This window comes from Chryseobacillus diguaensis, from assembly GCF_049220665.1.
In the GTDB taxonomy this organism is placed as follows: domain Bacteria; phylum Bacillota; class Bacilli; order Bacillales; family Bacillaceae; genus Metabacillus_B.
Genome location: NZ_JBMKNV010000005.1, coordinates 255,593 through 268,443, shown reverse-complemented (window position 1 = coordinate 268,443; position 12,851 = coordinate 255,593). Strand labels below are relative to the sequence as shown.

Annotated in this window: 10 protein-coding genes and 1 pseudogene; all 11 read left to right on the top strand. The window is 39.6% G+C overall.

The genetic code is table 11. The features are described 5' to 3' along the window. The first annotated feature begins 40 nt into the window (after positions 1–40). The 11 genes and pseudogenes from galU (at position 41) to brnQ (ending at position 12,823) form a co-directional block, all read left to right on the top strand. A complete protein-coding gene (gene galU / locus ACOT8F_RS10940; protein WP_421651872.1) occupies positions 41–934 on the top strand; it encodes a UTP--glucose-1-phosphate uridylyltransferase GalU in 894 nt (297 codons plus the stop codon). Positions 935–947: 13 nt separating this feature from the next. Then, positions 948–2,297: a UDP-glucose dehydrogenase family protein gene (locus tag ACOT8F_RS10935; RefSeq protein ID WP_421651871.1), complete on the top strand. Its 1,350-nt coding sequence runs from the start codon at positions 948–950 to the stop codon at positions 2,295–2,297. Between the two features lie 123 nt (positions 2,298–2,420). Then, positions 2,421–3,224: a YusW family protein gene (locus ACOT8F_RS10930; RefSeq protein WP_421651870.1), complete on the top strand. Its 804-nt coding sequence runs from the start codon at positions 2,421–2,423 to the stop codon at positions 3,222–3,224. Between the two features lie 434 nt (positions 3,225–3,658). Then, positions 3,659–3,901, top strand: a pseudogene (locus tag ACOT8F_RS10925) (gamma-glutamyltransferase); the annotation flags it as partial. Between the two features lie 56 nt (positions 3,902–3,957). Next, a complete protein-coding gene (locus ACOT8F_RS10920) occupies positions 3,958–4,158 on the top strand; it encodes a gamma-glutamyltransferase (RefSeq protein ID WP_421651868.1) in 201 nt (66 codons plus the stop codon). Then, positions 4,155–4,505 (top strand): gamma-glutamyltransferase, encoded by a 351-nt coding sequence (locus tag ACOT8F_RS10915; protein ID WP_421651867.1) that lies wholly within the window; start codon positions 4,155–4,157, stop codon positions 4,503–4,505. Before ACOT8F_RS10920 ends, ACOT8F_RS10915 begins: the two co-directional genes overlap by 4 nt. Before the next feature lie 571 nt (positions 4,506–5,076). After that, the gene (gene uptA / locus ACOT8F_RS10910) at positions 5,077–5,676 is read left to right on the top strand and encodes an undecaprenyl phosphate transporter UptA (protein ID WP_421651865.1); all 600 of its coding nucleotides are present in this window, start codon (positions 5,077–5,079) and stop codon (positions 5,674–5,676) included. A 103-nt stretch (positions 5,677–5,779) separates the two neighbouring features. Beyond that, positions 5,780–6,457, top strand: coding sequence for a response regulator transcription factor (locus tag ACOT8F_RS10905; RefSeq protein ID WP_421651863.1), 678 nt, complete (start codon positions 5,780–5,782; stop codon positions 6,455–6,457). Between the two features lie 8 nt (positions 6,458–6,465). Continuing rightward, the gene (locus ACOT8F_RS10900) at positions 6,466–7,866 is read left to right on the top strand and encodes a HAMP domain-containing sensor histidine kinase (RefSeq protein WP_421651862.1); all 1,401 of its coding nucleotides are present in this window, start codon (positions 6,466–6,468) and stop codon (positions 7,864–7,866) included. A 508-nt stretch (positions 7,867–8,374) separates the two neighbouring features. Continuing rightward, entirely contained in the window at positions 8,375–10,699 is a 2,325-nt protein-coding gene (locus tag ACOT8F_RS10895) for an immune inhibitor A domain-containing protein (protein ID WP_421651944.1), read from the top strand. An 807-nt stretch (positions 10,700–11,506) separates the two neighbouring features. Then, positions 11,507–12,823 (top strand): branched-chain amino acid transport system II carrier protein, encoded by a 1,317-nt coding sequence (gene brnQ / locus ACOT8F_RS10890; RefSeq protein WP_421651861.1) that lies wholly within the window; start codon positions 11,507–11,509, stop codon positions 12,821–12,823. Positions 12,824–12,851 lie beyond the last annotated feature (28 nt).

Sequence of the window (12,851 nt, the reverse complement as noted above, 5' to 3'; positions counted from 1 at the left end):
TATCTATTCTATCGATAACAACTTGATTGGAGATGTTTCTATGAAAATTCGCAAAGCTATAATACCTGCTGCAGGACTTGGGACAAGATTTCTTCCGGCTACAAAAGCTCAGCCGAAAGAAATGCTTCCAATAGTAGATAAACCAACTATCCAATATATTGTGGAAGAAGCCATCCAATCCGGTATTGAAGATATTCTGGTTATTAGCGGACGCGGAAAGCGAGCTATCGAGGATCATTTCGACAAAGCGTATGAACTGGAAGAAACTCTTTTGAAAAAAGAGAAGTTTAAAAGACTTGAAGAAATCCAGGCGATTTCCAATATGGCGAACATTCATTATATCCGTCAGAAGGAGCCAAGAGGACTTGGGCATGCAATCAATTGCGCGAGCAGCTTCATCGGCAATGAGCCGTTTGCCGTGCTCCTTGGAGACGATATTGTGAAAGCAGACAAGCCATGCCTGAAGCAGCTGATCGATGTGTACGATAAATATGAATCTTCAGTAGTAGGTGTGCAAGAGGTTGCTCATGAGGATGTATCCAAATACGGAATCATTGCTCCTCTTGAAAATGTAACACTCGATGAAGGGATTATCTCGCTTGCTTCTGTAGTAGAGAAGCCTGCCCTTGAGGAAGCACCGTCCAATTATGCCATTATGGGCCGTTATATTCTAACTCCTGAAATTTTCGATATTCTGAATACTCTTCCTCCTGGATCAGGAAATGAAATTCAGCTGACAGATGCCATCAAAATTTTGAACGAAACACAAAATGTATTGGCATATGATTTCTTAGGAAAAAGATATGACGTTGGCGATAAATTCGGGTTTGTGAAAGCTACGATCGATTTTGCCCTGGAAAGAAATGATTTAAGCCAGCAGGTCCAGGATTATTTAAAAGAACTCGCAAGACGCAAGGAATTTATTCTTTCTTAAGGAGGAGTTTTCTATGAAAATCGCCATTATTGGTACAGGATATGTTGGACTTGTGACAGGTGTCTGCCTTTCAGAAGTAGGTCATGACGTTACTTGCCTTGATATAAACGAAGAAAAAGTAAGATTATTAAAAGAAGGCGTATCCCCTATATATGAGCCGGGCCTTGATGAATTGATGCTGAAGAATATGGAAGCTGGGAGACTTGATTTCACAACAAGCCATATTGTCGGACTTAAAGAAGCAGACGTTGTTTATATTGCAGTCGGTACTCCTCAGGATGAAGATGGATCTGCTGACCTGACTTACATATTCAAGGCTGCCAGAGATATCGGACAGAATATCACCCGTGATGTTGTTGTCGTTACAAAAAGCACAGTTCCTCTAGGAACGAATTACAAAGTGAGAGATTTGGTGCTTGCCAATCTGCAAGGCAATCATCTTGTGGAAGTTGTATCAAATCCAGAATTCCTTCGTGAAGGACAGGCAATCCACGATTCCTTCAACGGAGACCGTATTGTTATTGGTGCAGATAATGAAGAAGCTGCAGCTATTATTGAGGAAATCAATAAACCTTTCAATCTTCCAATCTTAAAAACAAGCATCAACTCAGCAGAAATGATAAAATATGCAGCCAATGCGTTTCTTGCTACTAAAATTTCATTTATTAACGAAATTGCCAACCTTAGTGAGAAGGTTGGAGCAGACGTAGCAGAGGTAGCAAAAGGTATGGGGCACGATGCGCGGATCGGATCTAAATTCCTGAATGCAGGAATCGGTTATGGCGGTTCTTGCTTCCCTAAAGATACTCATGCTCTAGTGAAAATTTCTGAAGACTATGAACATAATTTCCATCTTCTGAAATCAGTTATTGAAATTAACGATCAGCAAAAAACCGTTTTGGTTGATAAAGCTAAGGAGCGTTTCGGTTCTTTGAAAGGGAAACGTGTTGCGCTCTTAGGACTTGCTTTCAAACCTGAAACAGATGATATGCGTGAGGCAGCTTCTATCTCCATCTCTGAGAGACTTGTAGAAGAAGAAGCCGAAATCATCGGATTTGATCCAATTGCAGCTGACAATGCGAAGAGAATTCTTCCGGAATCAGTCGTTTATGCTGATCAAATTGAAGATGCCATAAAGCAGTCAGACATCGTCTTCATTTTGACAGACTGGAAAGAAATCGTGGAGAAAGCTCTTATTATGTCCAGCCTCTTCATGAAGAATCCGGTTATCTTTGACGGACGCAATTGCTATGACCTGGAAGAAGCAAAAAAATACCAGATAGAGTACTATTCTGTCGGACGAAAAGCTATCTATCAGGATGAAAACAGCAAAGAAAAAAATCAAATGGTTGCATCATTTTAAATGATTCAATAAAGCTTTCTTTCAGAGCCAATTGCAGCTTCAGCCTAAATCGTGCTGGAGCTGCCTGACTCTGAAAAAAGCGCAAAATGAACAAAAAAACTAAATAGTGAGAGGAAGATCTGTATGAAGAAATTGGTTACTTCAACTGTATTAGCAGCTGCTCTTGCAGTAAACTTCACAGGTGTCAGCCATGCTCAAACCATGCCTTCCGTTTCAAAAGAACAAGTCCAAATGGCAAAACAAAAAGCTCAGGAGCTATTGGACAGTGTAAGTGCGCTTAAAGCTGATGTAAAGCTTAAAGATGCAAGGTACAGCGTTCAGTATTCGCAAGAAAAAGGCACAGTTAAGGTACACATTATTAAAGCGTCTGGCAATAAAAAAGTAGAAGTCACTGAACAGCAGGCAAAGGAAAAAGTTGTTCAATTTGTAAAAGAACTTAATTTGAACAAACAAATGAGCAAGGAAGAAATTGTTCAAAAGCTTTCTGCAGCTATTGGAGTTAAACCATCAGATGTTTTGCGTACTAAAGCAGCAATTTCTTTTCAGAACAATGCAGATCTTACTTTCTCCTACAAAAAAGGAAACAAAGAAGCAGCTGGTTCTTACTTGCCAAATCATCTAGATGTTTCCCTTGAAGGCAAAAATGGAGAATACTTCCATGCCATCTTAGCGATTAAGGATGAAAACGTTACAGCAAAAATCGAAGAAAAAACATCCAAAGGCACAAAATCGTATAAAGGCCTTCAGGCTCTTCTTGAAATGGCCCGTTTAAAATCAGTGCTGGCACCTGCTCCAAACACAGATTTGAAAGCTTATTTAACAACTCTTTCAAATGAATTGGGAATCAAGCCATCTGAATTGACAAAAGCAGATATTGACGCAAAATTCGAAAACAACTCTAAATTAGAAATCAATTTTTCAAAGTAATCCAAACTAACTAAAAAATACTAAAACCCCCTATTTATCCAAATGTACAGGTAAAATTCATATTTATCCACCAACCCACTTAAAGACTGCCTTAGGCAGTCTTTTTTGGTTCTTCTCGTGCGACCGGCTTTCGCTCGTTCAAAAGTGATGTTAATAAGAAAAATGAGAAAGAGATTAAAAAAATTTTAAGAAATCATAATAAGATAAAGTTTTGTAAAGTGAAGAATGATCGGTTGGAAAATATACTTTCTAAGACATTTTAGGCGCATAAATACCTAAATAATCAAAAGCATATCTTTGAAACCTTTCATCAATATCTTCTATCATCCTTTCGTACTACTTATAGAATTTAAAAAAATTCAAAGGTGAGTATACATCTAGTCTTCTTCCATTAAAAAACAATTAAAATTTTTTAATCTTTAGAAGGGAGCAAAGCAGTCTACGGAGGAAAAATAGGCAAGAAAATTGCTGAGCGTGCTGACGCAGTGACAATAGATGATTTTAAGAAATACAAGGTTGAAAAATCAGAGCCTGTTGAAGGAAAGTTTGGAAATTATGATGTCCTTACATTACCTCCTCCGACTGGAGGAGTAACACTAATCCAAATATTAAAAATGGCTGAGCTATATAAAGGTGAATTTAAAGAACGGATTATGTTCACCTTGCGGGAGAAATAACCAAGCAGGCTTATCAGGACAGATAACAAAAAGCCGGGGATCCATCGCACACCAAAGTGAATATAAATCAAATGCTATCGGCCAGCCATATTGAACAGGAAGCAAAGGACATAAACTTTGACAAGGTTTCTTTTATCATAGACATCAATGACTCTGAAGCTGATATAAAAGACTATGACAATACGACTCATTTTGCTATTAAAGACAGCGAAGGTACTGTTGTTTCCGTTCCAAACACTCTAGGGAATTTCTTTTGATCAGGGAATCATACAGGCGAGTTTTTCTGAATAATGACTTAACCCTCTTCAGCAATAACCCCTCCTCACCGAATACACAGGGATCAGTAAAGAGACCAAACAGCTATATCACACCAACGATTTTATCCAGCAAGGATGAAACGGTAGGAATAGGAACGCCGGGCGGAAAAAGAATCCCAATGGTGATTGCCCAGACACTTATCCAGCATGAATATTTCGGTAAGCTAAAGCAGCTGCAGGCAACAGCCATGGCTGCCAAACAACAGGTTAAAGAAGCTCTGTCTCTGGAAACAAACAAGATCAGCAAAAGCCGGCAACTGAGAAAACAGGAAGCTAACAATGTTTAGGCGGGAATAAGCCCTGTGTACTTTTTTGAGTGGAGGGCTTGTTTTTTGTGGGTGGGGGTCTGTCCCCACTAACCACTTGGTGCCTGTCCCTTGATGCTTAATAGAGTTAAAGACCTGTCCCTTTTCTCTCAAAACACAGACAGGGCAATGGATGAGTAGGACGGTGACCTGTCCCCAAACTTGTTAAAGCAATAGGGGACAGGTGATCCTTTTTAAGTGCCTGTCCCCCAACATGGCAGAGGGTAAAAGACCTGTCCCTGCTTTCTGAAGACCTTGTCATTAAAATATTTACGACGACCTTCCTCTGTCCCCCAATGCTTTAGTGTTACAGGGGACAGGAGCCACCTTTTTGAAGTGCCTGACCCCAACTGCATTAAACAACTAAAGCACCACTTTCCTAAAAGTTCACACCTCTCTCTGTTCACTTTATTACTATTTTTTCATCCTCTTCTCATTTCTGCCTATTATAATAGAAGATATTCGTTTAATGCATTCCATTATAAGCATACTGAATACTAGTGAGATCGTAATCGCCAGTATCAAAAAGTAAAAAGGCGAGGGAGAAAAGAATATGAATCATTTTATCAGCTCAATTTTTATCCTGCTTTCCAAGATGGGGTACTTAGGCGTCATGCTTGGATTAATGGTGGAAATTATACCAAGTGAAATTGTTTTGGCTTATGCCGGATATCTAGTGTCAAAAGGAGAAATCTCTTTTATTGGTGCCATCATTGCAGGTACTATAGGAGGAACGGCGGCGCAGCTGTTCTTATATTGGATTGGAATGCTTGGCGGCAGGCCATTCTTAAATAAATTCGGTAAATTTCTCCTTATATCACAGCGTCATCTGGCTTTAGCAGAAAGCTGGTTTGAAAGATACGGAGCCGGTGTTATTTTTACAGCAAGATTTATACCGGTTGTCAGGCATGCTATCTCCATTCCGGCTGGGATTGCCAGGATGTCTTTTTGGAAGTTTACTTTGCTGACAGCTGGTGCGATTATTCCATGGAGCATGCTGTTTATCTATTTAGGAAAAAAGCTTGGCCCTCATTGGAAGGATGCACAGAACTCTGCAGGACCTTATCTGCAAATAGTGCTTGCAGCAGCCATTGCAGGAATGATTATTTATTTGATTATTGTGTCTATGAAAGCGAGAAAATCCAAAGGATAAGAAAACCGTTTAAACATGAAACCAAGGATGTATATTATAATGAAGGAACTGGAAATGCAGGTTTGATATTTTCATGGATGCACCGATGGCAGGAGGTATAGATATGTACAAAATTTTGCTTATAGAAGATGAAGAAAGCATCGTTGAGTTTGTTGAACTGGAGCTGAGGCATGAAGGGTATGAAGTAGAATCGACCTTTGATGGCAGAAGCGGTTTGGAGCTTGCTGAAAAGCAGGATTATGATGTTATTTTACTGGACCTGATGCTTCCTGAACTAAATGGCATGGAAGTGTGCAGACGAATAAGAGCCTCCAAGGATACCCCAATTATCATGCTGACGGCAAGAGACAGTATCATGGACAGGGTGATGGGACTTGAGAGCGGGGCAGATGATTATTTACCGAAGCCATTTGCTATTGAGGAGCTGTTGGCGAGAATACGTGTCATATTGAGGCGTGCAGAGAAAAAAACAGAGCACCATCAAAATAGTCTCACATTTAAGGATATTGAACTGAATTTGGAGTCCAGAATTTTGATGAAGGATCAGGAGTCAATTGAATTAACGAATAAAGAATTTGAACTGCTTGCTGTTTTTATGAAGAATATAAATAGAGTCCTGACAAGGGATATATTGCTTGAAAAGGTTTGGGGATATGATGCCATTATCGAAACAAATGTGGTGGATGTTTATGTAAGGTATCTCCGCAATAAGCTTAATTCTGAGGATAAAGAGCAATATATTCATACAGTACGGGGTGCAGGATATGTGATGAGAGAGTGAACCGGATCATGAAAAAATGGAACAGCCTTCCGTTAAGGTGGAAGCTGACATTATGGTCTTCTCTGCTCATTTTTATTTTATTTGCTTCTTATAACGTTCTTCAATATTTTGTGATAAACAGCTGGACGTTTTCTTATGAAAAACAAAGTTTAACTCACCAGCTGAATGAAATTGAGCAAGTTCTTTCCTCTGATTCGGAAAAGGTCAATGTGGAACAGATTAAAGAAGAATCTTCTATTATTAAGGGGATAAATGATAAACATCAGGCTATTCGAATTCTTAATAAAAAGGGAATTCCCATTTTAAGTGTGACAGATGGGGTGAACTTGTCCTATATAATGCCTATCCACACGGACCACCGATCATTTAAAGTCATTCAGCATTGGGATAACAGAATTCTGGTTCTTCGGGCTCCTATCCATAGTAAGCAATTTTCAGGAACAGTGGAAGTTTCCAGTAACCTAGAAACGTTTGATGATTTTACGGATACAATTCATCTGCTGATGATTGCTGCGAGCATTGGCGCTCTCCTTTTAAGCTTTATGGGAGGATCCATTATCTCAAGAAAACTGCTTTCAAATGTGCAGGCTGTGACAGATACCATGAAAAAAATTACTGTCAATGGCATGCAGGAAAGAGTTCCGGTAAATGACACGAATGATGAACTGGCTCAATTAGGCAAGCTGTTTAATCAGCTTATGGACGAGCTGGAGGAGTCATTTTTGCAGCAGAAGCAATTCGTTGAGGATGCCTCACATGAATTGCGGACTCCTCTTGCAATTATTCATGGTCATTTGACAATGCTGAACAGGTGGGGGAAGGATGATCCTGCTGTGCTGGATAAATCGCTGCAATCCAGTTTAAAAGAGACGGAGCGGTTGAACGCTCTCGTTCAGGAGCTGCTTGAACTTACGCGGGCAGATTCAAGTGAGGCGAAGCAGTTAAAAAGTAAGCCAATTCAACTAAGTACCACTATTTCACATGTGATAAGAAATTTTGAAATGCTCCACCCTGATTTTATCTTTCGTTATGAAAGGTCTTCGGATCTTTATGCTGGAGTAAATCCAAGGCATCTTGAACAGGTACTAATCATTGTTTTAGATAATGCATTGAAGTACTCACAAGAAGATAAGAAAGAAATTACTGTGAGGAGCTATCAAGATGGAGATACAGCTGCAATTGAAGTAATGGATTATGGAATTGGAATCCCTGAAGAAGACCTGCCATACATTCTAAATCGGTTTTACCGTGTTGATAAAGCCCGCAGCAGAAAAATGGGAGGCCATGGACTGGGGCTTGCTATTGCGAAACGCCTTGTCGAAAAGTATGCTGGTGCTTTAAAAATAACGAGCATTGAAGGAGAAGGAACAACTGTTAAAATGATTTTTCCTAAATCGGAAGAAGTATGAAGCTGGTTCTTATACCGGCTTTTTTTGTGCGAAAAATGCACATGAAAATAATTTTTCCTCAAAACTCGCTGTAAGTATCAAAAATTCAGGTAAAAAAGAAAAAGTAATGACTATAAATCCTCATGAATGCAACATAAGCAAATGGTGCCGTTCCATATTTGTTCCTCGTAATTGACCGGTTTATAAAAATGAAAAATAATGGATGCAAAATCCCCCAATTTTTTTACAGATTAATAACATTAGTCGAAATAAAGAATGAATTAATAGATAGATATAACTAGTAATAATCTATTAGAAATAGAAAATTCGGACTATTTATTAAATTCTGATAGAATCTATAATAATATTGTAGGAATATTCTTTATTTAGAAAATAATAGAATAATTTCCAGATTATTAATCGTTTTCTTTAAAAAAATGGAGGGGGTTCACAGTTGAGAAAGTTAAGACGTTCGATCGAGAGAAACAAGAGAAAATGGAAGAAAGCCGCTAAGGTAACAGCAGCAGCCATGCTGTCAGGCGGATTCTTTTTAGGAAGTCTCCTGCCTGCTGCACATGCATCAGCCAAGACAGCTTCAAATTCAGAACAGGTAGCAGAGTCTGCTCCTATTGATGCAGGGTTAATCCCTGAGGATAGACTTGCAGAAGCCTTAAAGAAAAATGGCCTGCTTAAAAACAATGCCACTGTTGCTGAAACACAGGCAGCAATCAAGAATTATGTACAATCTAAACAAGGCCCAAAAGCACAAGAAGATCAAAGCTTGAATGGTGTGAACGTAAAAGCAAAGGATACTAAGAAAGAAGCGTTTAATAAATTTAAGCGCAAGGGCCACGGGAACTTAGGTCCTAACAGCGGCAATGGATATGTAAAAGTAGATCCTGCCAAACAAGCCAAATATAACGGATCTGTTCGCACTGATAAAGTACTTGTATTATTAGTAGATTTCCAAGATTATAAACACAACAATATTGACCAGACACCTGGCTATATGTGGTCAAGTGACTTTAATCAGCAGCACTATCAAAATATGATTTTTGGTGATAAAGACTTCAAACTGTTCAATGGAGATAAAATCAAAACATTTAAACAATACTATAATGAGCAATCCGGCGGAAGCTATGATGTAGAGGGGACGGTTCATGACTGGCTGACAGTGCCTGGTAAAGCAGCAGATTACGGCGCAGATGCTAAGACTGGTCATGATAACTTAGGTCCAAAAGGGCCTCGCGACTTGATTAAGGATTCTTTAAATGCAGCGGTGCAAGCTGGTGTGAATATATCAGATTATGACCATTTCGATAAGTATGATTTGGATGGCGACGGAAACTACAATGAGCCGGACGGCCTTGTTGATCACTTGATGGTTATCCATGCAGGTGTTGGACAAGAAGCTGGCGGAGGCAAACTAGGAAACGATGCGATCTGGTCCCACCGCTGGACAATTGGCCAACAGCCTTATGCTATTCCAAATACAACAGCATCTGTTCCTTACTGGAAGGGACAAATGGCTGCATTCGATTACACAGTAGAGCCTGAAGACGGTGCAGTCGGCGTATTCGCTCATGAATTCGGCCATGACCTTGGTCTTCCTGATGAGTATGATACACAATATACAGGAGCAGGTGAACCGGTTGAAGCATGGTCTATTATGAGCGGCGGAAGCTGGGCAGGAAAAATTGCCGGCACACAGCCAACAAGCTTCTCACCTCAAAACCGTGAGTTCTTTCAGAAAACAATTGGCGGCAACTGGGCTAATATTGCTGAAGTAAACTATGATGACCTGCAAAATCATGGTGTTGCAACAGTTATTGACCAGGCTGTAACGAAATCTAAAAACCCTGGTATCGTGAGAGTAAATCTTCCTAAGAAAGCAGTAAAAGGCATTGCACCTGCTTTCGGACAGAAGTATTACTACAGCAACAAAGGTGACGACCTTCATACCTCTATGAGCACGCCTGAGTTTGATCTGACAAATGCGACTAATGCGACATTTAACTTTAAAGCGCATTACGATGTGGAATATGATTATGATTTTCTTGAAGTAAATGCAGTTACAAGTGATGGAACAAAAACACTGATTGATAAAATTGGTGATGAAGACACGAATAATGGCGCTGATTCTACAAAAGGCCAATGGGTAGACAAATCCTATGACCTAAGCCAGTTCAAAGGAAAGAAAGTGAAGCTTCAGTTTGACTATATTACAGACGGAGGCCTTGCAATGGATGGTTTTGCTCTTGATAATGCAGAGCTGACTGTTGACGGCAAAACTGTATTCTCTGATGATGCTGAAGGAACGCCAAAAATGACTTTGAACGGTTTTATTCAATCTAACGGTAACTTCTACAAAGACAACTACTATTACCTCGAGTGGAGAAACTATGCGGGCTCTGACGAATCATTGAAATATGGACGCGGCGTCCCATATAATACTGGAATGGTTGTATGGTATGGTGACGAAAGCTACACTGACAACTGGACAGGCCCTGGTTACCATCCTGGATATGGCTTCCTTGGTGTAGTTGATTCTCATCCGAATGTTGTAGTTGGAAGCTTGAATGGAAAACCAACTGTTGCAAACAGCACTCGCTACCAAATAGCAGATGCAGCATTCTCTTATGACAAGACTCCTGGCTTCACTATTAACTCTCCTACAAGAGGATTGTTCCAATTTGACAGCCTGCCTGGAGTAAAACGCTTCAGTGATTCCAATTCTTACATCGATTCCCTGCTTCCTGACGCAGGACGCATCCTTCCAAACAATGGTCTTAAGATCACTGTTCTTGGAGAAGCAAGGGATAATTCAGCAGGAATGGTTTATATCGGCAAGTAATGAGATACGTGTAGATGAGACCAGCACTTCTTCGGAGGTGCTGGTTTTTTTATGCTTGGTTCATATAAAACCGGAGTTTGTTTGTGTACTCCGTCCCCGCTTGCAACAGGTTGAGTTCCGCTTGTAAGAAGGCGTGTTTGGCTTGTTAGATAAGCAGTTCGGTTAAGAAGATGGTTCCGGCCAGTAAAAAGCTGAGTTTGGACATTAAACCCCAGTTCCGGGCAGTAAGGCTTTTAAGGAGCATAAAATAAACGATAAAATGGAACTTTGCAGTGTTGAAAGACAGGAATCAATTAGAGTTAGCCAGGTGTATACTAGAGGCTTGCTATTACTTTTGGATGTTTGGGTATAGATTGCTGCTATCTATCTTGAAATATTCTTAAAGATTTGCTTAGTGAAATCTAAGTTCCAGATGCCTATTACAGTCTCTAATAGGCCCCTATAATTTGCTGACTAGATTAAAGTATTGGGAAAAATACCCTGAGCACCCTAACTTCTTTTTATATTATTAAAAACAATAGCTTTCTCTTCAGCGAGTGATGCTTTATAGGAAAGATACAATAAAATTTAATTACCTCTAATTCTTTTATAACGAACAGATACTCATCCAAAATACTGAATTCTATTTTCTCTATGAAAATAAAATTCAGCAAACCACACCGAAAACTATCAAATTTTAGTATTTTACAAATATAGTAGAAAAACTCTTGTGTAGTTGTTATACTACATTAATAGTTTTTAGTGCGTGTTTGCTTTAGGGCGATAAAGGAGTATTGGCCTGTCTAATTAGGAAGGGAAGAGAGAAAAATGGAGCTTCTTAGGAGAAATGAAATTATTTTGATCAGTTTTATGTTATTTTCAATGTTTTTTGGTGCAGGCAACCTCATCTTTCCTACCTATTTAGGATATTCGGCAGGGGAATCTGTATGGTCTTCCATGACTGGATTTATTTTTTCTGCAGTAGGACTTCCAGTTTTAGCTGTTATAGCAGTGGCTGTAAATGGAAGTTTTGAGGATTTAAATAAGCGGGTTCATCCGCTATTTGCCCTTATTTTCCCGATCATCATTTACCTTTGTATTGGACCAGGCCTTGCTATTCCAAGAGCCGGTACAATTGCTTACGAAATGGGGATGAAGCCTTTTTTACCGGTGACTCTTGCAGGCAGTCCATTTATGCTTGCAGGCTTCAGTCTGGTTTTTTTCGCCATTGTTTTATGGTTTTCACTAAGCCCTTCTAAGTTAGTGGATCGATTTGGAAAAATCCTGGCGCCAGTTACGCTTGGCATTATCGCTCTTATTTTTATTAGAAAATTATTTATTCCGGGTGGAAAGTTTGCTGCACCAGCTGAGCTTTATCAGGGGAATTCATTTTTCCAGGGCTTTCTGGACGGCTATTTAACGATGGATGCACTTGGGGCACTTGTGTTTGGGGTTTTTATCGCCAATACAGTCCGTTCAAGAGGCATTGCAAATCAAAATAGCGTTTCTAGAAATATGATCTGGATTGGAATTGGAGCAGGTGTGCTTTTGGCATCTATTTACAGTATTCTTGCCTATTTGGGAGCGTCGGTTTCAGGAACAGGAAATGCCAAAAACGGTGCAGGTGTCTTAAGCATTATCGTCAATAATCTGTTTGGAGAAACTGGTTTAGTTTTCTTGGGGATCTTGTTTATATTGGCGTGTTTATGTGTTTCAATTGGTCTTGTGATCTCCTGCAGTCAATATTTTCATAAACTGCTGCCAAAAATTGCGTATCATAAATGGGTCATTATTTTTACTCTGGTGAGCATGCTGATTGCCAATCTTGGCTTAGATCAGATCCTAAGTGTCTCTGCACCAATCTTAAGCATTATCTATCCGGTAATTGTCGTATTAATCTTGCTGGGATTAATGTATCCTTATTTGCGCGAACATCAGACTGTCTATTCTGCCGGGATTGCTTTTACAGGAATCTACAGCGTGATCGAGTTTGCTAATCACAACTTACTTTCGAATTCGCTCGATCCTATAATGAGATTGATTCCTTTATATAAAGAAGGAATGGGATGGATTCTTCCTGCTATCGCAGGAGGTTTAATAGGTTACTTGATTAGCTTCTTAAAAAGGGTGGGAGTAACTGTATAATGTTCATTGTCTTATAGAAACAAATGAA